This window comes from Agrobacterium tumefaciens (assembly GCA_025560025.1).
GTDB lineage: Bacteria > Pseudomonadota > Alphaproteobacteria > Rhizobiales > Rhizobiaceae > Agrobacterium.
Map to the genome: position 1 here is coordinate 853,853 of CP048485.1, position 19,257 is coordinate 873,109.

Below are 19,257 nucleotides of genomic sequence, written 5' to 3' on the forward strand. Positions count from 1 at the left end.
TTATACGTCCGCACCATCCATCGCTGGAAAATTGATCACGAGGAGTTTTGTCATAAGCCGGGAAGGATAAAGCAAACGAAGTGACTTGCCCTCTTACCCATGCCGAGCGAGAATATACGGTATGGGTAGCCTTGGGGATGGGGATGGATCAAAACTCGATATTGGAAGTTGCTCAGCAACTGAACGCGATGGATCTACCATTTGGTTCTGCTTTTATTGTTGCTGCATTGGCCATCTACATTTTCAAACAGTATCTCGAACTTAAGAAACAACACCTTGAGATTAGAGCAAAACTGATGGAGATGAGCACGACCACAAGTGGTGCGGCGATTGCTGGTCCCCCTCCGCAACCAACACCTTTGGCAGAAATTTCACGCGACAAACGCGCAGGCACCTACATCGCAGGTTTTGGAATTGGTGTACTAGCTACCTTGTTCAGATATTTCTTGTCGGAAGCGTTTGATTTTCTGGCCTCAATGGGAGACACATTTCAGGTGCTTCTATGGGGGTCTCATGGAAGGCAATTTGGTGTTTGGGCGTATCCTACAATGGCGCTACTTGCCACAAAAATAGTCTTCAGTGACCACATCACGAAGCGAGACTTCTTTATCGCTGTTGTGTTGTTCACGACTATTTTGCCAGTATTCCTAAGCACCATAGCAGTTTTGGTTGATTCCATTTTTTGAACGGATGACACCGAGTTTCGCGGCGCAGGCCGTAGCGATCGACTTACGACTTCAATTTTTTTTGGATGTTTCGCGGGCAATACCTTATCCGCTACTTGTAGTGGTGGTCGTTTACGTTATCCAATTTCTGATGGGTCGTAATTGGAGGCAGTCAGTGAAGAGCGTCGTGCTGAAATGGACGACCAACTCCCTCAATGGCAAAGGCGCGTGAGAAACTGTTGATTACCCAATCGTTGCAACTAGCATCTGGATTATTGGCATTTGTTGCTGCCGTCCTCTGGTACGCATCTTCTCGGGTGAAAATTCCGAAACACATCGCCTATGTCGATTTGGGCCGCGTGACCGGCGACGATGACACCGAAGATGACCTTGATCGTTTGATGAGCGGTCTTCACCGGCAAGGCGTACTCAGCGCGTATGGAGCAACAGCGGCAGCCGCCGCCGCTTTCCTCCAAGGCTTATCTTTGCTCTTAACTGCAATATGTTAAAGCTGATTCATACGCCTCGTTGCCGTTCTCGCCCGTTTCATCCGATCTAGCGTTTAAGCTTGGAAAGTGGTCGACTCAATGTAGCAGATTAATCGTCCGCCGGATCGGCCTTTTCATCTGAGCTATTCTGTCGTGAGAGCTTCCATCGATCGATCTCAGAGCCGATTTTGTTGCCTGCAGCAACGCCAACGGCGCCGACAGCCAGTGCTCCGGCTACTGGAACCGCTGTCCCTAGAGCAGCTAGTCCCATGCCGCCGATCAGGGTAGCGCCTCCCACGGCGCCAATTATACCTCCGGCGGTGGTGATTCTAATTTCGTTGGCTCTAGTCTTAGGCAACGCCCGGTTAGCCTTGATCGCTAAATCAGTAACCTTCGCCGCTGTGACCTTTGACGCCTTCACGGCGCTCCGTAGTTTATCTTTCATCTGCCCTAGCCCCCAAGCCAAACTGTCTGGATAGGACATAACAGGATTTATCAAGGTGGCGTAGCCGGAAAAGAAAAGGCCGCATCCCTGAAGGCCGACCAATCCTGTTGCGCCAATTCATCCGTGGTCGCTGCGCTCTCATAACGCATGATGATTTTTGTGGGCTTTCCGATGCAGCCCCAATGGGGTTCGATGTCTACATTTGACAGCTTGGCAGCACGAAACGGAAGTGGGCTTCCGTTATGCCTTCTATGTCATTTCCCCCAATCTCGGTGAAAACTCGGCCCGTGTCCGGAATGCTTGCGACTTCAGGTTTCTTCAGGTTCTAGACTGACTGGAAAAAAGCCGGAAGCGACATTTTACAATCCTGCATACTGAGTCAAAAAAAGCGGGAGCCGGTATTTTCAGCCCCATAGACTGACGCAAAAAAAGCCGGCACGTGGTCTTGGGACGCTTGACAGGTGGTCGCCTGAACCATGTGAAAAATAGTTTGCCTTCACCCGCGCAAAACGCGACTTACCGATTGCCTGAAGAAAAACAAATGAACGGTCAAATTGAGGAGCCTCTCGCACAAAAGACTTGAGGCTCCTCGTCATCACGTGGAAGCGCTATTTCCGGTATGCGAGGCCGCCCCAGATCCGCCCTTCATCCCGATGTCGGCCGCCATGAACGGCACCGATATAGGCCGCGGCAGATGCCACAATGGCTGAAGCTGCCAGCAGGAATGCCGTGAGGATGCCTGCAACGCGCGCTTTCTCAGCCGCATCAGCCGCCTTTGTCTTGGCGTCGTCCAGTGCCTTCTGAGCCTGGGCCTTCATGTCATCAATCTGCTTTTGAGCTTCATCGACCTTCTTCTGCGCTTCGGTTCGCACGGCCTGAACACGTTCAACCGTCTCGTTTACCCTTGCCTGCGCATCGGTCTGGCTGATGCCGGTACGAGCCACGATCTGATTTGTGAGCCAGGTTCTGTCTGCATCAGAAATCTCACCGGTCGTGAGCAGATTGCCGAGAATGCCGCTAATCTGCCGCTGATAATCGCCAGCGGTCTGATCACCCTGCGGCTGGGTCGCCTGCGCATCCGTCCGCAACAATGTGTCGGTGAAGTAGTCGATGGGATTTGCCCTCATGCCCTGCGGAAGCATTTGCTCGATGCTGGGCGCTGCAGCCTGACCGGCACCTTGCGCCATGCCGCCTGCCGCACTGCCAGCTCCCGAAATCAACCCGCCTGCGACCTGACCGGCGCCTTGCACCACTCCGCCAACCGCCGATCCGGTTGCTTCAACTGCGGTTTGCGCCACACTTCCCACGGCTTTCGCCCCGCCGGACAACACGCCGAGAGCAAGGAACGCGGAGACGACCGTGCCTATCCCCCAGACCACCAGGCCATTGAGACCGTCACGAACAGTCTGTTCGTTTCGATCAGCCTGACCGGCTGGACGACGCATCCGGCCGGTGATGTAGCCGCCAAGCATGTAAGAACCGACCATGGAAATAATAACAAACAGGCCGGTTATGATCAGCCAGATCGAACTGACCTCGCCGCCATCATCCACCGAGATCGAACTCAGGCCCAATCCGCCGGCAAAGGTGGTGAGTACCGCCATGGCCCCAGATGCAATGACCGCCCCGGCGAAAATGGCAGGCCAGTCGACGTAGCTGCGATTGGTTTCAGTAACGATTGAATCGACCATTAGCGTAACCCCAGCAGTGAAAGAATGAACAAGACGATTACGACAAGCCCGACGAGATAGATGATAGAGTTCATAGGGTATCCCCTCCGAAAGGACGATAAATCCTCCGCGTAGCGGTTGATTATGTGCTGGTGACAGGTGCGAGCTAATTGCCCTGCACATCAAACTCGTCGCGCCTCAAAAAGTTTCACGATCGGTGATTTTCGCGACAAGGATGTTGAGGCATCATCGGGGAACCGATAACCCCGAAAAGAAAAAACCCCGCCGAAGCGGGGTCTCTGGTTACCAACCCTGACGACCGTACCAGTCGTCAATATCCTTCTTAGTCCGGTCTTTTTCGTAACCGTAACGCTCCTGGATTTTGCCTTCGAGCTGCTCTCGCTTGCCGTTGATGACGTCAAGGTCGTCGTCTGTGAGTTTGCCCCACTGCTCTTTGACCTTACCTTTCATCTGCTTCCAGTTGCCTTCGACACGATTCCAGTCCATTTGGGCCTCCCTTTGGTTATCGTTCCAATGGTAAATAACCCCACGTCAACAAGGTTCCGAAATGGTCGTAAAATCGCTTTTGATCGGCCTCATCTTTCTGAATTTGGTAGCCTTAGTGCTTGGCATCGCAAACATTGCCGGGTTGATGTCGCATTAACCTGAGCGTTAGTCGCCGGAGGGCGTCTCAGCGCTGGAGTAGACTAGCATGGGCTTTGATCTAGGCGACTCGTCGTAAATCTGTTTTGCTTCTGATCGAACCATATCCAGCAGGTAGGTGAGGAACATTACTCTGTCGCTCGGCTGGCAAAAATTGACGAGAGAGATCAACTCGTCCGTTTGTTCAGCAATATATCGCGCAATAGCTTGTTCGGTTAACTGCTCATGCATAGGACACCTGCGCAATCGGCTCTCTATGCGCCCGATCAACAAAAGCAATCAGGGTTTTCCCGGTTATAGGATTCAAGGCACCAGCGGCCAGTTCTAAAACGCTGCCATTGATGCCTGCGCCACGGTGATGAGACGCCAGAGCGGCGGAAGAGGGGGAGGCGTGGATTGGGACAACAAGGGACCCGTCATACACCATCGGCGCAGCAAGCGGCGTTACCTCCCAGAGATTGGACACGAGTAGGTTCACCAGCTTCGGATGCGTCTCGACTATGAGAGCTTCAATGCCGGCACTCAGGCAGAATTCGGCAACCCCGGTTAGTAGCATGTGAGAGGCTTCGACACCGCGGAGCGTCGCACCCGGTTCAGCAACGCATCGCGTCCATTCATAAACACTCTTCTCGCGTGGATAGTCGCGGCCACCCATGATTTCTGGATAGACGTCGGAGAGCAGATGCGCTGCGTTTGTGGCAAGAAGTCGAGAGTAGCCTAAGATGACACCTTCATCATCTAGGACGAGGTGAATGGCCTCGTCAGTATCGAAGATATCCATTTCCCGGCCGTCCGGCTTACGAAGCGCTTCCCACCCGAAACGCTCTACAAAATGCCGGTGCCTGAATTGCCAAACTCGCTCGGCAAAACCGGAAGCTTGGAGCGATGAACCCTTGAAATATCGAAGCATTAAAACCCCCACAGATTTGCAGGGGTAGGGATAATGCAGCGCGCTTTTGGGTAAATAGGCCGTTCTGCCTATTGTCAGCGAATGATACCTATGCGGATGGCTTCGGCTATGAGCTGCGCTCGATTGACGCAATTCATCTTCCGTTGGGCATTGTGAAGCTCATGCTGGACGGTTTTCTCAGAGCGCCCGAGAATTTGCCCAATCTCCCAATTGGTCTTGCCTTCCGCACACCAGCGAATTACGTCGCGTTCGTGCTGGGTGATATAGGGCGCGTCTTTCCTACCAGCGCCGCTTTGTTGCTCAAGAAGCGCCCTGAGGCGATTGTGGGCATAAATGGCAACGATGTGCAGAATACCTTTCGCCTCGGTCGAGAGGTCAATTTTCTCGGCACCGAATGTGACGATGGCCTGAAGCGCACCCGGCATGTGTAGTGGCACGCTATAGCCATCGATCATCCGAAATTCGGACGCCTCGTTCATTAGTTTTCTGGCTTCACGACGGATAGGCTTGCCGGCCAACTCCTCTGACCAGACAAAAGCACCGTCTGAAATTTTGCTTTGATAAATAACGGGATCGATGTGGACATAGTTTTCGGCCACATAGCGCTCAAACCAACCTTCCGGCCAGGCACTCAGTAGAACGTATCGATCGATCTTTTCCCCAGGTAGCGGGATTCCGGAAATAGCAAAACAATCGAGGCCAAAGCCCTTGGAGACCTTCGACAGGTCATGGATGATTGCATCCGTTGTATTCGCAGTGGTCATCGCGGTGATAAAATCAAACATGACGTTAGCGGCATGCTGTCTGCTCTGTGGATCCATAATGCACTCGCTGCAAAACAGTCTTACGGAATGAACAATGATGTACGACAAAGCAATTATAAAAATATTGCTTCAAAGAACCCGATCCGAATTCTGTAAAGGTACAAACGCTCAAGCTGCGCTGGAGATAGTGCGATTGATGGCCGAAAATAACGAGTTGGCGGGCAATTCAGTTACGACGATGTCTCCGAAGCAATGAATGTTTAAACCTATTAGCAAACGGGCACTCCTTTTTACGGCTTCCGAAAATTCGGGGTTATCGCTTACCATCCCTTACCTGGGTTTGCGTCACGGTGGCGCACCCCCCCGTCATTCGGAGTTTTCGCCAAATCCGGCGCCAATCACTTTCCATCGCTGCGATGCAAAGCCGGTTTGATTTCCTTTGATTAAATTCAAAGCCTGGGCGTTACCGGTTTAAGGTTTTACTGTATCGCCCACCCCAAAAGCCACCGACAGCGCAGACCTCATGAAGACTGTCAAACAAACCAGAACATACCAAGCGATTAGCAAAAGTATGATCGACGCAGGCCGTGACGCTGCGCTATAGTTCTTTGTCAAGAGCACCTTGTGGATTTTCACTGGAAGGTACACTATGTACGGGAACATAGGGCGTAGTGGCATGAGTCGCTGCGCTTATCGTGTCGGTAGCTTCGATCCCGACAAGCGAGGTCAGATGGCGTCAATTTATAAAGACCCGATACCAACGAGAGCATCGAAAGCCAGCGTCGCAGCTTTTGCGGAAAGCGTAGCTGCAGAATTGTCCTTCAATGCGGGTGAGCCAATCGAAGATGTTGTGTCGTCTCTTGGTGGCGCTATTTCTTATAGAAACCCTGTAGGTGAAGCTATACCTGAATCAATTCGTGTAGAGCCGTCCTGTAAATTCAAAATATTTTTATCGAGCTTGACATCTGTAAGTCGCGACCGTTTCACTTTGGCTCATGAACTTGGCCATTTTTTCCTTCATTTCCCCCTCGTTAGCCAAGCCTTTCCGGGATTTGGTATGAGAGCAACAAGATGGGTAGATGAGAGCAATCCCGACCTACAGCGCTGTGAGTGGGAGGCAAACTGGTTTGCTGCCTCATTCGTCATGCCAGAAGCTCCCTTCCGTGAAGTTTTCCCCCAAGGCATCGCCTCGGCATCTTCGTTTTTTGGCGTTAGCGAAAAAGCTGTAGTCGTGCGTGCAAAAAGTCTGGACTTACCTGTCTGATTATGGCGACCTGTCCTGACTACCGCGTTCGCCTTTTCTTATCCGTCGACTTGGTTGGCTCAACCGCCTTCAAGGGAAATTCCGAACCTGACGCGGATGTGCTCTACCCAGAGTGGGTGGAGAGCTTTAGGCAATTCTATAATGCGTTCCCGGCCCGCGTTGACGCAATATACAACGAATCAAAGCTGGCCGCGGCTGACGGTGAGAAGTTCCTCAACGGGGGTCCGAAGGTATGGAAAACAATAGGGGACGAAATTCTCTTTTGCGCGAGAGTAAATAGTATAAGGCATCTCGCTTGTTGTATCACTTCATTTCTGGGAGCGCTCGATGCCTACGGCAAGTTGCTGGAAAACTCCGGCGTACCACTCGATGTGAAAGGATCGGGCTGGTTAGCAACTTTCCCTGCGCATAACATATCGATATCTGTGCAGAGCAACACCGAAAGCGCCGGATCTAGCGTGAGCCACGACGCAACAGAAGAGTTCGAACAGCAGGTTGATGCTTCTCCATTGCTTTTCGATTTTTTGGGCAAGGATATTGACGCTGGCTTTAGGATTGCAAAGAACGCGTCTACCGATAGATTTACATCCTCCCTTGAACTCAGTTTTCTTCTGGCGCAGGCCAGCCTACAAGATATGTTCTCAGGCAGGTTCACATACCACGGCAAGGAAACATTTAAAGGTGTTATTCGAAATCAGCCTTATCCCGTGATATCAATTGATACCGAGCGCGATTTTGCGAAGCGCAACCTAAGATACAGGGAACGTCTTCTCACGAAAGAAGTCGACGCGCCCCCCCAAGCTTTGCAGGACTTTCTCTCAGCATTTATGAACTACGAAGGTATCGAAATCCCGGTGCTACCTGTCGAGACCGGGTCCCATCCCCCACCCAAACCGGCCTCTTATGAAAGGTTCAAAAGCGCTTGGAGTTTAAGTTTCAAGGAGACAGAGGAGCGGGATGAAAGCATCGAGGCATCTGAAGCTGTCGCAAATCAATCTGGGTTGGCCCGTTTAGATGATGTGATAACGGATTTCGCCAAGCAAGTCAGAAGCGAAAGTTTCAAGTCATCACTCAATCACGTACGGGATAATTTCCAGCAATATTCGGAAGCTATAGCGGAATTTAACAAACACTTTGGAGCTTCCGGGAGCGCAAAAAAAAACGAAAACGACCAGAAATAGCGACCAGATTCTCCGATTAGCGTAGAACTTGCTGGCCTATTTCTCTCTGCGCTAGTTCATCCGTAGACGCAGGCAACTCATAACCTAAATCGATCGATCTTATCAACCCCATCACAGACTTTGATGCGCTCTGTTTTCGCTCTGTATTATCAGGCGGAGCTGCCTTTTTACGGCTTCCGAAAATTCGATCTCTTTTAGGGAGTGACAAAATTCCTTCATCTGCCGTGCGGCCAGCGTGGAAGCAGCCCGTTCCCCTATTTCGGCCTATTTTACGCTCTAATCAGTATTTCCCACCGTTTTTAGTCGCTCATGGGGTGAGTGAAAAAAAGCGGGAACGTGGGTTTCAGGCTTGTTTCCCTCCCCGTTGTTGCCCGCAAATTCAGGGCGTCCATGCTCCTGCCAGAGCATCCCGAAAGATTCGGGACACCTATTCGCCTTTGTCGAAGAGCTTCCGGAACGGTGCTGTGACTAGGTGCGCGGGAAGTTCCGCGATATATGTGCCGATGCACATCAACATGTCCCAAATAAGCATTCGCTTAATTTTTTTAGATTCTGCCTCGTCGCCATCTTTCAGCGCTTCATAATACTCCTCTCGGGCGTCTGCGACCATTTGGCCGAAGGTGCGCTGATAGGCGGATTTCGGCAAAAACATCTGGAGCACCCTAATCAGGTGATGTCCAGGCGGGCGCTCGATTACGGAGGTTTTCCGAGCACGAACCTCGCCGCCGGCCTGCTCGACGATGGAAAGCAAGGATTTATCCGCTTTTTCCGCTTGCTCGTATAGGTGAATGATATGCAGGGGCGTGACGGGTGTTTCCGAAGAGTTCAAGTGCGCCTCTACTCTCTCCGTTATCAATTTGCGCAAATCAGCCTGAAGCTTCGAATCTTTTCGAAGGCTCTTCAGCTCAAAAAGCCTTATCTGATTGTCATGCCTATATGAGAAATCGCAATACCACTTCTTGTCGTCATCGCTGCTCATACCGCCAAACCCTCACTCAAGGCATTGAACTGCCTGCGAATTTCGTTAGCGCGGTCAAACACACGCTGGCCTTTGCCAGTGATCCAATAACGCCTGCGCGGCAGACCGGGCACGGATGCCTCTTTCTCGGCTTCTGACTTGACCCATTCTTTGTCTTCCATCCTGCCAAGGTAGACGTAAATCGTTCCTCGTTTCAATTTTTCCGACTCCTTCACCATCTCCAGTCCATAGAGGCGGCGACCGCTCGTCAGGAGCCGCAGAATCTCCATTTCCAAGTCCGTGGCACCAAACATAATCAATCCAATCAAACGTAAACCATAGACACCAACGAGTCTTACAATAGGTAAGAATTTTGAGTCTTACAAGATTTAATAGTTAGAATTGTCGAGGTGTATGATCTAGCATCAGAGGGCTGTCTGCCGTTCGGGCTATCTGCGTGAAAATGGCGTGTACGGCGCTCTCATCGCAATAGAAGTACGCCTGGCAATCGTTCAAGCGGGCGTGAACCCATTGTGTGAGGGTCAGCACATCATCCAGCGTTGAAAGCTGGTAGGCAAAGATTGTCGCCTCCATTCGTTCCACAACGGTCTTTGCATCCTGGCACCGTGCCTCTTGCGTGAGATATTCAGGCGACGGGTCTACCCGAAGGCCGGAAGGGTCGAGGTCAAACAGCCTGCCCCATTCCGCGCTATCTGCCTCATAGGCAAACGTGTGAAGCTCGATGAGGTGAGAGAGCGTCACATGGTCCGCTGTATCGGCAAGGGCGGTGACGGTCGGCGTGGCGGCTGCGATGACTGCGGCCTTCATGAAGGTTCTGCGGTTCACTTGGATTTACCTTTCGGACGATAGGCAAGCGCGCAGTGCGCGGCGCAATAAGGTTTGCCGTCGATTGATGGGGAACCGCAAAACATATGCGGATCATGACGTTCGGGAGAGGTGAGCGGAAAGCGGCAATCGCTATTCTTCAGCAGATGCAGCGGCCTTCCTTCGGCAAGGGCTTCCGTCATACCTTTGGCTCGCTCGGCTTGTAGAGTCCGACGATAGCGCCAACGAACTTGCTTTCCAGATGGTCGAAGCTGAAAGGGCCTTCAGCCCATCCGCCGCACCACTGAGGCACCATGCCCTTGCGGTTGGCTTCTGCGGCATCGGCAAGCCAGTCTTCGAGCGGCGGCAGGGTGCGATAGACGTTCAACGTGATGTGCTGTTGCGGACGATGCGCTGGCAAAGATGATATCTGTTCAGCCATCACGCATACCTCCCATCGCCGGGCGCCACGCGGGTGGCATCAAGAGCCTTGGCGAGCTTGCGCTGGTCCTTCACATGCTCACGAAGAAGCTTGCGTCCGATGTGGTGGCCGTCGCCGTCAAACTTCGTTCCAGCGGAGACCGGGCCGAACTCGTCGTGCGTGGGATTTGGGTTGCAGTTGTGCAGGGATTCGTGTTCGGACCATCCGAGAAAGGGCTCAGCGTCTGCCGTGTCCTCTTCGAGGTCGTATTCGAGCCTACCGCGTTTGTACTGCGCCACTCCGAAAGATGGCTCAAGGTCGCCGGTTTCTTCAAGATTCTCGTCGCCGTCGACTTGATCGAGCAGGTGGATCAGTTCCTCAATCTTGGCTTCGAGGCGGGCGCGGGTGATTTCGATGGGGGGAGGCTGTTTCATACTGCGCCCCCTTTCTTCGGATTAATTGGGTCGTTGTCGCGGGCGCGGTTGACGATCAGGATGAAGTGATGCTCATGGGAAACATCAATCTTCCACTTTCCGCCATGAATGCGGGCCATTGCATCCGCGAGATATTCGGCGGCTGCCTGGACATCCATTTCCGCCGCATTGGCGGCAAGGGTGGCCTTGACGAGAGAGGGGTGAAGGGCTGGCGTGGTTTTCATGCCTTTGCCCTCAGATCAAACACACCGACCTTGGCAAGCATGACCGTGTGGCCGGCCGACGAAGAAGGCAGAACAACAGCCTGAAACGCGCCGTTCTGATACCGGCTCAAAGCGTCCGAAAGCTCCCACGACAGGCGCTCGACATGGTCAAACGGCAATTCGTCGGGCTTCTGGCCCATAGGATAGGCCGCGAACCCGTTGAACACGGGCGGCACCGGCGGCATGACGCAAGCGGACCATTTCCCGCCGTTGCAGTCGGCAAGCGTGGCCGAAAGCTCATCCATCAATCGGCGTGCCTTGACCCAAGGTGTTTCGCTCTTCTGCGCTTCAAAGAATGACAACGCTGCGGAAATCATTCGTTCTCCCGCATCGCAATGGTAGAAGCCGCCGGCCTCATGTACGGTCTTGAGGGCTTCCACAGCTTCTTCGAACGTGGCGGCGGGCTGGTCCCATGCATCAAGCCGCCGCATCATGGGCACATAGGTTTTTTCTCCGTATGAAGAATAGGCTGCGTCATCGTCGGCAGGCGCATTTGCAGTGAAATCGGCAAAGGCTTCCCGGTAGGCCTGAATGGTTTCAAGTAGTGTTTCGGTTTTCGGCATAGCTTCGCCAGCGGCCGGATTCATCTTCGGCATGGTGGTGTCTCCTCTTTGTCGGTCTGGCTGGTTCAGTGCGCCGTGATGGCGGCGATTTCGGATTTGATGGCAGCCCGGCGAGCGGCGGCGCGGTAGCGGAATGAAAGCGTGTCTGTATCGGCCAGAGCGGCACGGAGAGCGTGGAGGCGTTCACCGGAAGGGGTTCCGGCCAGCGTAGCAACTTTGGCAGCTACCGCGGCTTTGGTCCGGTTCTGCTTTGCAACGCGCCACGCAGTCTTGAGGCAGGCGGAGAACGAGGCGTCCACAATGCCGCGCTCAATCTGCCGTGCCGAGTACTGGCGGCGGATGTAACGATAGCGCTCCCATGCATCCGACATGATTGCAGCCATGTCGAATTTGGGCATGCCTTCGGCGGTGGCCGGAACGGTGGTGTTCGGCATTGCTTTGTCCCTTTGAATTAATTATGTTGTACTTTAGGTATAATAAACGTATTGCAGGGTGTCAACCGTCAGGATACGTTTATTGTACGAAAAGTGACATTCAGGAGTTCCGCATGATAACCGCCGCCCAGATCAAGGCAGCACGCGCCCTAGTTGGGCTCACACAAGACGACATCGCGAAGGCCACGGAGCTTTCCGTTCAGACGATCAAAAGAATGGAAAGTGTTGGCACCGAGCGCAGCACTGCCGGCAACGTAGATGCCGTGAAGAAAGCATTGCAGACGGCTGGAGTGATGTTCTTAGAAGACGGTGAAGCAACGAGCGGCGGTCCCGGCGTCCGCCTCGCAAAGAAGGATACTTGATGCCTCCAGTCTTTGACCCGCGAGACAAAAGCCGAACTTCTGCCGGCAAGACCTACAACCTGGTCAAGAAGAATACGCAGCCGCCCGCCGATCAAGGCGGTTGGATGGCGCTAACCCGTGAACTGCTGGAGTGCGCTGCTTATCGCTCGCTTTCTGTGAATGGTCGCAAGGCGCTGGACCGGCTCATTATCGAGCACATCTCACATGGCCGCTCCGAGAACGGTAAGCTCGTAGTTACACACGACCAGTTTTACGCTTATGGGGTGACCTTCAGCAGCATAGCCGATGCTCTGGACGAACTCGCGTACAAAGGTCTTGTAAAAATGTCGAAAGGCAGGGCGGGCAATGGGACAGCCCACCCTACAATTTACACTCTTACCTTTGACGGCACCCACGACGGCGCGGCAGCAACAAACGAGTGGAGGCGCTTCACAATGGCGGAAGCCCGCTTGTGGTCTGAGGTGGTGAGAAAGCAACTGGCCGATGCTCGTTCAAAACCGGGCAGGAAGAAAAAAAGCCCGCTACGGGATTCCGTAGTCCCCCCGCTACGGGTTCCCGTAGTCCGTCGCCAAAACGGGGAGTGACAGGTGGAAAATTGTCTTTTGTTTTCAATGCACCAACCGACTACGGGTTTCCGTAGTGCTATATATACTCTGGTGAGGGAGTGCAGCGCATGAGCAACGACGCCGACGAGCTACTGCTGTTCGCATGGAAGCAGCCAGAATGCAGGCTGATACCCTTTCCAATGGTCAACCGGGTAGGGCGCATTCGCGACACTGCAACCAAGATGCTCGACAAACCCACGGAAAAGAGCGCGGAGCATTACCGCCGTCAGGTGGACGAGGCACTGACCGGGCAGCTTTCAAAAATAGCGCTATCGAGTGAAGTTATCGAAACGGAGCGTGCGGCATTCTGGAATGCGGTTGAGGCAGAAATGACGCGGCAGGCTTACGGTAGGCGCTACGAGCCGGATGGAGCGGCTTGAGTTAAAGTACTCCGAACCAGTTCCGCAATCGAATGGGCGCTCAAGGTCACATCAACTCGCCCGTAACAGCTGCGTCCCTGTGACCCCCACCGACTAAACGCAATGGGGGCCAGAGGTAATTTGAATCAGGCAGCCTTCGCCTTGGAAGACGCCTTGTTAATCGAAGTAACTGCCAAGTTGGTGAGCTTGTTGTTCGTCGCCTTTTCTTGGTCGAGAATTTCACTGAGAAGCGTGTGTGCTTCCTCATGACCCAAATCCTTCGCCCATTCGCGCAGTGACCCGTAGCGGGCGATTTCATAATGCTCAACTGCTTGGCAGGCAGCCAAAAGCCCTGCATCAAGTGCTGTGCCTTCAGCCTCTTTCATCAGTCCGTCAGCTTCTTTGATCAGGCCTTCGATGGCGTCGCACTTTTCACCCGACGCCTTTTTGCCGATTGATTTAAAGACCTGATCGAGCTTCTTTATCTGCTCCCTCGTTTCCGCAAGATGGCTCTCGGCGGCCTGCTTCAGTTCAGGGCTGGTGGCCGCTTTGGCTACCTTTGGCAGAGCCTTCGTTATCGCCGTTTCGGCGTAATAGATGTCCTGCAGGGTATGTTCGAAAATATCAGCTAGTGATTTCATGGTCTCTCTCCCTATTGTTTGCACCAGACAAACGAGAGACACCGGCAAACGTTCCCGGGCAGCGAAAGTTAGCCGTCAGCCGCTCGGAGAATGCCAAGGAATGTGTGCTTGCAAACCGCAGCTTCAATGATCAACACTGAAATCTGTCGCCAGATTTAAGCATGGTATCACTAGCCGCATGGAGCACCCTAATTCGACTGGATACTGTCCGCAGATTGCGTCATAAGCCAGGTTGCAACTTTGGGGGACGCTATGTTTTTTTCACACCTTTCTCGGATTTTTGCAGCGCTGGCCTTTATCGCGGGCGTGTACAAAATGGGGCTGGGGATATCGATCGCACAAGAGTGGCTTCTTCCATACGAGGAAGCCTTGGCGCGTTACGCACCTAGGGCGAAAAGCTCAGGCGAACTTATAGACCGTGGCTTCTATACCGTCGTCGTAGCGGTCGTCTTGGGGACGCTGGCTGAGGTCAGCTTTCGCTTGCGGCAGATGCAGCGAGACCGGTGACATGAACAGAGTTCTTTTCTCAATCGCCGCGATTGCTACGCTTACGCTGTCTCCCGTTATATCAACATCTGGGCAAGGTGTGGCGTGCGCGTCCCTGGTGGTTATCGACGGTGATACGATCAAGTGCGACGGGCAGAACATGCGTCTGCTCGGGGGAGGGGTCCCATTCAAGTCTGGCGTGGATGCCCCTGAGATGGGGAGCCGCGCCAAATGCGAGTTTGAGCGGGATCTAGCCTTGAAGGCAAAGGCGCGCTTGAAAGAACTGCTGCTGGCTGGCGTCCCCCGCATTGAGGACAGCGGCGCGAGGGACCGGACGCAAAGCCGCCGGCCGCTCGTCAAAATCTATCTCCCCGATGGCCAAGAAGTTGGGCGGGTGCTTATGTCAGAAAGGCTAGCGAAGCCGTGGCATCCGAAGAGACGAATTGATTGGTGCCATACGTCAGGCGTATGAAGACCGGATGGAGAAAAAACTATATGCCCGCATTCGCCTATACGAACTTCTTGAAGGAGGCGAACTAGTCTCACTTCTCGATTATCCACTTGACCATTTTGGTACCTGCCCCAACGTGGGTGACACTCTTATTCTTGAGTTTGCAGATCATTCGTTTCTGTCAGTCGTACGACGGTATTACATAGAAATGCGAGGATGGGCCGTCGTTGTCAGGAAACTCGAACGGTCTGCCCAAATAGATTCGTTGCTCCGCGCTTGGCAGGAAGATGATGCTTTCGACGCTGCATTAGACGCCGAAGAGGAAGAAGAAAAGCGGCAGATTTCGCGCCGCGAGGAAGAAAAACGAGAATTTATCTACGGTAAGCCGCCGAAAGAGTTTGCATTGGATCATTGGGAAGAGCCGACCATGGAACGTTTAGTTAAGCGGGGTGTTGGCAAACATGTTCTTTTCAGCAGTCTCATAGGCTGCGGACGAAGCACCCGCGATAAGCTTAAGCGACGCGGCTTCATCAACGTTCAGTCAGATGGAAGTGGAAAGAAAAACAATCTGATTTCTCTCACATCAGAGGGCGCCAAAGCTTGGAGAAATCTAATGAATCACCGGAAGAAGGTTGAGGCGGCGAGAAAGGGCTTTTGACACGGCCAGTAGATTCGTTTTTGGCAACAAGCATGGCTTAAGCAATTTGGGACAACGAGATTAAATTGTCCTCATATATCCAATGATTTAGTCTCCGCTTAAGCCATGACTGGTTGAGACTGCATTGACTCCCTTGATGTTGAGAACATAATAAGAACTCGCTTGGCACGGCGGCGTGTGCCTTTCGGAAAATCAGGGACGATTTGAACTCTTGAACCGGAGAATGAGAACGTGCGCCCAGAAAAACGAGAACCGGAAGCCGATCCTGTGGATCATATCATTGCATGGCATGACGGAGACAGCCGCGCCGCGATCGAAACCTTGATGGAAGACATCCAGCATTTGCGGATGCAGCTTGCTTTAGCAACCGCCGCAATGGGCACGGGATTTACGAGGGGGTGGAAACCGGAGGCAGATCGGACGTGACATGCACCATCGTCGCGGGATCGATCTTACCGGCGGCAACAACGACAATCAGCCGCCAAAGCCCACGGGCATCTTCGTCCCCCAGCGCGACCACTCCGCCACCTTGGCCGATCTGCCACAATGGTATGTTCTCGGTGCTCAGTGTTGGCGGTGCAAGCGGGTCGGCATGCTGGATAGGTGGGCAATCCAGCGCAGGCATGGAAAGTTCAGGCCGATCATTTCCATGGAACCGCTGCTGCGTTGTCTCGGCTGCCAGAACCGCGAGAAAAACAGTTTTGTTCTCTCAAGGGCGAAAAGAGATTGGCCATGATTATGCCAAGACCTTTACCCACGCCGCCGGATGTTGCCTCTAGCTCCGCTAATAAAAATTCTGGTTGAGTAGACTCGACTCCAATCTCTCTGCGTGTTTGTTTTGCTGCTTGGGATTGGGGAATCCAATGAAGTATCGAAATTTTGCGATCGGCATTTTGCCTTTGGTTCTATCTGCATGTGGGTCGGTAACTTTGCCGGCAGCAGTGAAACTCGATAGCGGCGAAGTGCTCATAGGTACAACAACTGCTGCTGTGAGCGGCGGAACATTCCAAGTTGCCAATCCAACGGCGTCAACGAGTTGTACAGGAAACTACGACGCCCTCGACACGAGGCCGATCATTTCAGCCCCGTTCACTTGCACAGACGGAAGGTATGGCACAGTTACCGTCTACAGGTCTCCTAATGGCATGGACGGTACCGGATTGGTAAATCTAGCTGACGGAGACATGGGGCGGGTCGCATTTGGGAAATCAGCTGCTCGCGTTTTAGGCGAACCATCAGTGACGCCTGTTAACGTCAGTACGGCGGCGGGTGCCTCCATTCCGAGGGTAAATGACACTGGTAATTGTCCCGCGCCTGGCAGCATCGCGGCAGACGGTAAACGCTGCGGTGCGCGCGCCTCAGGCGGCGGATACATCACGCCCAGCAAACCCCGGCGCCCTTCCGGCTTCCGGCAATACCATACCGGCTCTCGTGGCGGTTGCTACTATCTGACCGCCAGCGGAAACAAGAGCTACGTTGACCGTAGCATGTGCAGATGAACTTGGGCTGTTGAAAGAGTTAGGCTGTGAAGATTGCATTCGAAACCGACGGAATTTTCTTACTAGATCTAGTTAGGGCGCTGCAGGAAATTGGCCACGAGAAAGGCCGGGAATATAGAGTGATTGGGAAAGTCGGTAATTCTCATCATATTGAGTTCGAAGACGAATGCACGGGTGGTTTGGCGCCTGCGTCTTTTGCTGTCTTCATATCCTTCATGATGCAAGGAGCTTGGCATTCCAAGGTTCGGCCAGTACCTTAAACGGGTGGAACGGGTCGGGGTGAAGAAGCAGTGGGTAACGGACCGTAAATGATGAAACTTGCGCGGTTCATCTGCGGGCTGTTCGCAATTGTGGCCATTGTGGTCTTCGTAGGCCTGCTGACTATCGATCATTGGTTTTCAATCGGTGAGCGGGCGCAGGGAGGATATCCCGCACAGACGCCAGCGGAACAAGCAGAGGCGGAGGCTGGAGCGAGCGCAGCGGCCGACGCAGCCAGCGATGCGGCTAACGAGGCTTTGAAGGCTGCTCAGGACAGAGCCTCCGTTAAAAGTAACAATGTGGGGAAACCGTGAGCACCGAAGGGGATGAAAGGCCGATTGAATCACACGCTCCAGCCCGCGAGCCTAGTTTGGGGATCCACGTTACGCTGGTCGTCGTTGTTTTGGTCACTTTCTCGACGTTTGCCTGGGAGGTTTACCATGGGGAACTGGGGCGCTTACACAGTTCAGGTTGGCTTCTCAAGGAGGACGATCCGGCTGATTTCTGGATAAGCACCGGAATTTGGACCGCGATATTTATCCCCGTTTGTTGGCAGGCATTTAAGAGTTCGCGTGCCATCTTGCGTATTGCGTACGTGAAATTTCGCGGTCCTCAAGACCCGCGACGGGACGAGGTGACGAAGCAGTGAGCCTGACAACAGATAAGTATGTAAAGTTTCTCACCCATTTCAAGGCCGACGGGGAGTGCCCAGTATGCCGCACTGATATGTGGTCTATCTCAACTGCAGAAGATGGAGACAAGGTCAGAAAAGTAACTATGCCTGACGTCGACTTAAACCACTATCAAGCATTCTACACGCTATCTTGCAGCAATTGTGGTTACACAAAAATGTTCAGTTCAAGCCAAGTGGAAGCGAGGGTCGAAGAAATTGAGTAACGTTCGTTTTTCGATCACTGCCGCGAACGATACATTCCCAGAAGAAGCCCGCTATCGAAGAATTGACAATGGAGACGGAGGGGGCAAAGGTGGGGGGATGGACACCGTTGACGCCAAAATCGCCGCATCCGAAGCGCGGACTGATACAAAATTCGCTCAGTTGATGGGTGAATTATCCACAATGCGTGCCGAAATAAATGGCCGTCTCGACGTTCTCGGGACCAGGGTCGGGCACGTTGAGACATCAACCGCCGGCATGAAAACAACCGTCATCGTAACTGCAATCGCAGCGCTTGGTTTGACAGTGGCAGTGATGGCTTACGGTTCTCAGTGGTTCGGACTGGGTATGGATGCTCAACAGGTGGCTGATCGCGCAGCTCAAACGTCTATGCAGAACCTTCAGCCTCAAGTAGACGCACTGAACGTCAAGATGGATACGCTTATTCGCGGCTTGAACGAACGGATGATGGGAAGCGGAGAAATGCCGGCGCCGTACAAGCCGCAACAACCCAACAATTGAGCCCCGCTCCGGCGGGTTTCTTTTTGATCTGCAGCTCGGGTAACTCGACAGTTTCTCCGGGTAATCGTCCACTCTGCTACATGGACGCAAGTTCTACTATCAGACGTCGAATCTCGCTCTCGCTTAGCTCAAACTCCGGGCCCTCTTCCATCGACATCAATGTGAGGATTATCCGGTCCATCTCTGGCGTGAGATCCAAGCCATACTGCTGATAAACTCCGTAAGCTAAGCGTGACAGCTTGGTCGTATCGAGGCCGCCAATGAGAGCCTTCTCCAGCAGCATGGCCAATTCGTTAGGCCCTAGCGCCACTTCCGTCATTTTCAGTTCTTCCCCTGTGAGGCTGGTGAAACCGCTCGACCCAGTCGCTCCAACATTCCCCGTATTAACGCCTATTTTAGGCTCTGACATAGCTATACCGACTGAAAAAAAGCGGTGCACGTCAAGTTTAGTCAGGTTCGAATCTGATCGGGAATAGCCTGAAGCTCGTTATTTTCCGTTTTTTTAACCGCATATACCGACTAAAAAACGGGAGTGCGGGTTCCAAGCATACCGCCATCTTAGTTTCAATGTAA

General features: G+C 53.1%; 28 protein-coding genes and 1 pseudogene. 13 read left to right on the forward strand and 16 right to left on the reverse strand.

Going from position 1 to position 19,257, the window contains the following annotated elements; all coding sequences use genetic code 11:
* Nucleotides 1–143 precede the first annotated feature (143 nt).
* Both FY152_04170 and FY152_04175 read left to right on the forward strand, forming a co-directional pair.
* Entirely contained in the window at nt 144–686 is a 543-nt protein-coding gene (locus FY152_04170) for a hypothetical protein (GenBank protein ID UXS31330.1), read from the forward strand.
* A gap of 194 nt (nt 687–880) precedes the next feature.
* A complete protein-coding gene (locus FY152_04175; GenBank protein UXS31331.1) occupies nt 881–1,174 on the forward strand; it encodes a hypothetical protein in 294 nt (97 codons plus the stop codon).
* 88 nt (nt 1,175–1,262) lie between these two features.
* Here the strand turns inward: FY152_04175 and FY152_04180 are convergent, their stop codons facing one another.
* The 5 genes from FY152_04180 to FY152_04200 all read right to left on the reverse strand — a co-directional run bounded on the left by FY152_04180 (nt 1,263) and on the right by FY152_04200 (nt 5,662).
* Complete coding sequence (locus FY152_04180; GenBank protein UXS31332.1) at nt 1,263–1,598, reverse strand: hypothetical protein; 336 nt, start codon at nt 1,596–1,598, stop codon at nt 1,263–1,265.
* Nucleotides 1,599–2,206: 608 nt separating this feature from the next.
* Complete coding sequence (locus tag FY152_04185) at nt 2,207–3,289, reverse strand: hypothetical protein (protein UXS31333.1); 1,083 nt, start codon at nt 3,287–3,289, stop codon at nt 2,207–2,209.
* 282 nt (nt 3,290–3,571) lie between these two features.
* Nucleotides 3,572–3,775 (reverse strand): CsbD family protein, encoded by a 204-nt coding sequence (locus FY152_04190; GenBank protein ID UXS31334.1) that lies wholly within the window; start codon nt 3,773–3,775, stop codon nt 3,572–3,574.
* Between the two features lie 379 nt (nt 3,776–4,154).
* Nucleotides 4,155–4,841: a GNAT family N-acetyltransferase gene (locus FY152_04195; GenBank protein ID UXS31335.1), complete on the reverse strand. Its 687-nt coding sequence runs from the start codon at nt 4,839–4,841 to the stop codon at nt 4,155–4,157.
* A gap of 74 nt (nt 4,842–4,915) precedes the next feature.
* Nucleotides 4,916–5,662, reverse strand: a complete 747-nt coding sequence (locus tag FY152_04200; GenBank protein UXS31336.1) for a hypothetical protein — start codon at nt 5,660–5,662, stop codon at nt 4,916–4,918.
* A gap of 619 nt (nt 5,663–6,281) precedes the next feature.
* Between FY152_04200 and FY152_04205 the strand changes: the two genes are divergently transcribed.
* Complete coding sequence (locus tag FY152_04205; protein ID UXS31337.1) at nt 6,282–6,869, forward strand: ImmA/IrrE family metallo-endopeptidase; 588 nt, start codon at nt 6,282–6,284, stop codon at nt 6,867–6,869.
* Between the two features lie 2 nt (nt 6,870–6,871).
* Complete coding sequence (locus tag FY152_04210) at nt 6,872–8,050, forward strand: hypothetical protein (GenBank protein UXS31338.1); 1,179 nt, start codon at nt 6,872–6,874, stop codon at nt 8,048–8,050.
* A gap of 427 nt (nt 8,051–8,477) precedes the next feature.
* On the opposite strand, the gene FY152_04215 is transcribed toward FY152_04210, so the two are convergent.
* From FY152_04215 to FY152_04255, 9 genes and pseudogenes are all read right to left on the reverse strand, one after another.
* Nucleotides 8,478–9,029 carry a hypothetical protein gene (locus tag FY152_04215; GenBank protein UXS31339.1) on the reverse strand — a complete coding sequence of 184 codons (552 nt, stop codon included), beginning with the start codon at nt 9,027–9,029 and terminating at the stop codon, nt 8,478–8,480.
* Nucleotides 9,026–9,322: a PadR family transcriptional regulator gene (locus FY152_04220; GenBank protein ID UXS31340.1), complete on the reverse strand. Its 297-nt coding sequence runs from the start codon at nt 9,320–9,322 to the stop codon at nt 9,026–9,028. Before FY152_04220 ends, FY152_04215 begins: the two co-directional genes overlap by 4 nt.
* Before the next feature lie 82 nt (nt 9,323–9,404).
* Nucleotides 9,405–9,854 carry a hypothetical protein gene (locus tag FY152_04225; GenBank protein UXS31341.1) on the reverse strand — a complete coding sequence of 150 codons (450 nt, stop codon included), beginning with the start codon at nt 9,852–9,854 and terminating at the stop codon, nt 9,405–9,407.
* The gene (locus FY152_04230; GenBank protein ID UXS31342.1) at nt 9,851–10,036 is read right to left on the reverse strand and encodes a hypothetical protein; all 186 of its coding nucleotides are present in this window, start codon (nt 10,034–10,036) and stop codon (nt 9,851–9,853) included. The genes FY152_04225 and FY152_04230 overlap by 4 nt, the downstream gene beginning before the upstream one ends.
* Nucleotides 10,033–10,275 (reverse strand): hypothetical protein, encoded by a 243-nt coding sequence (locus FY152_04235; GenBank protein UXS31343.1) that lies wholly within the window; start codon nt 10,273–10,275, stop codon nt 10,033–10,035. The genes FY152_04230 and FY152_04235 overlap by 4 nt, the downstream gene beginning before the upstream one ends.
* A gap of 212 nt (nt 10,276–10,487) precedes the next feature.
* Nucleotides 10,488–10,688, reverse strand: a pseudogene (locus FY152_04240) (hypothetical protein).
* On the reverse strand, nt 10,685–10,912 hold the full coding sequence (locus FY152_04245; GenBank protein ID UXS31344.1) for a hypothetical protein: 228 nt from the start codon (nt 10,910–10,912) through the stop codon (nt 10,685–10,687). The pseudogene FY152_04240 and the gene FY152_04245 overlap by 4 nt, the downstream one beginning before the upstream one ends.
* A complete protein-coding gene (locus tag FY152_04250; GenBank protein ID UXS31345.1) occupies nt 10,909–11,547 on the reverse strand; it encodes a hypothetical protein in 639 nt (212 codons plus the stop codon). The genes FY152_04245 and FY152_04250 overlap by 4 nt, the downstream gene beginning before the upstream one ends.
* A gap of 32 nt (nt 11,548–11,579) precedes the next feature.
* Nucleotides 11,580–11,948, reverse strand: coding sequence for a hypothetical protein (locus FY152_04255; protein ID UXS31346.1), 369 nt, complete (start codon nt 11,946–11,948; stop codon nt 11,580–11,582).
* 113 nt (nt 11,949–12,061) lie between these two features.
* On the opposite strand from FY152_04255, the gene FY152_04260 reads away from it, so the two are divergent.
* The 3 genes from FY152_04260 to FY152_04270 all read left to right on the forward strand — a co-directional run bounded on the left by FY152_04260 (nt 12,062) and on the right by FY152_04270 (nt 13,295).
* Complete coding sequence (locus tag FY152_04260; protein ID UXS31347.1) at nt 12,062–12,310, forward strand: helix-turn-helix transcriptional regulator; 249 nt, start codon at nt 12,062–12,064, stop codon at nt 12,308–12,310.
* The gene (locus FY152_04265) at nt 12,310–12,894 is read left to right on the forward strand and encodes a hypothetical protein (protein UXS31348.1); all 585 of its coding nucleotides are present in this window, start codon (nt 12,310–12,312) and stop codon (nt 12,892–12,894) included. The genes FY152_04260 and FY152_04265 overlap by 1 nt, the downstream gene beginning before the upstream one ends.
* Nucleotides 12,895–12,983: 89 nt before the next feature.
* Nucleotides 12,984–13,295, forward strand: coding sequence for a hypothetical protein (locus tag FY152_04270; protein ID UXS31349.1), 312 nt, complete (start codon nt 12,984–12,986; stop codon nt 13,293–13,295).
* Nucleotides 13,296–13,420: 125 nt separating this feature from the next.
* Here the strand turns inward: FY152_04270 and FY152_04275 are convergent, their stop codons facing one another.
* A complete protein-coding gene (locus FY152_04275; GenBank protein UXS31350.1) occupies nt 13,421–13,915 on the reverse strand; it encodes a ferritin-like domain-containing protein in 495 nt (164 codons plus the stop codon).
* Nucleotides 13,916–14,167: 252 nt separating this feature from the next.
* Here FY152_04275 and FY152_04280 point away from each other — a divergent pair, with 252 nt between their 5' ends.
* The 6 genes from FY152_04280 (at nt 14,168) to FY152_04305 (ending at nt 18,684) form a co-directional block, all read left to right on the forward strand.
* Complete coding sequence (locus FY152_04280; protein ID UXS31351.1) at nt 14,168–14,422, forward strand: hypothetical protein; 255 nt, start codon at nt 14,168–14,170, stop codon at nt 14,420–14,422.
* A 422-nt stretch (nt 14,423–14,844) separates the two neighbouring features.
* Nucleotides 14,845–15,510, forward strand: a complete 666-nt coding sequence (locus tag FY152_04285; GenBank protein UXS31352.1) for a hypothetical protein — start codon at nt 14,845–14,847, stop codon at nt 15,508–15,510.
* Nucleotides 15,511–15,741: 231 nt separating this feature from the next.
* A complete protein-coding gene (locus FY152_04290) occupies nt 15,742–15,936 on the forward strand; it encodes a dehydrogenase (GenBank protein UXS31353.1) in 195 nt (64 codons plus the stop codon).
* Nucleotide 15,937: 1 nt separating this feature from the next.
* A complete protein-coding gene (locus FY152_04295) occupies nt 15,938–16,246 on the forward strand; it encodes a hypothetical protein (protein ID UXS31354.1) in 309 nt (102 codons plus the stop codon).
* A 1,071-nt stretch (nt 16,247–17,317) separates the two neighbouring features.
* On the forward strand, nt 17,318–17,581 hold the full coding sequence (locus FY152_04300; protein UXS31355.1) for a hypothetical protein: 264 nt from the start codon (nt 17,318–17,320) through the stop codon (nt 17,579–17,581).
* A gap of 575 nt (nt 17,582–18,156) precedes the next feature.
* On the forward strand, nt 18,157–18,684 hold the full coding sequence (locus FY152_04305; GenBank protein UXS31356.1) for a hypothetical protein: 528 nt from the start codon (nt 18,157–18,159) through the stop codon (nt 18,682–18,684).
* Between the two features lie 76 nt (nt 18,685–18,760).
* Here the strand turns inward: FY152_04305 and FY152_04310 are convergent, their stop codons facing one another.
* Nucleotides 18,761–19,003, reverse strand: coding sequence for a hypothetical protein (locus FY152_04310; protein UXS31357.1), 243 nt, complete (start codon nt 19,001–19,003; stop codon nt 18,761–18,763).
* Nucleotides 19,004–19,257: the final 254 nt, after the last annotated feature.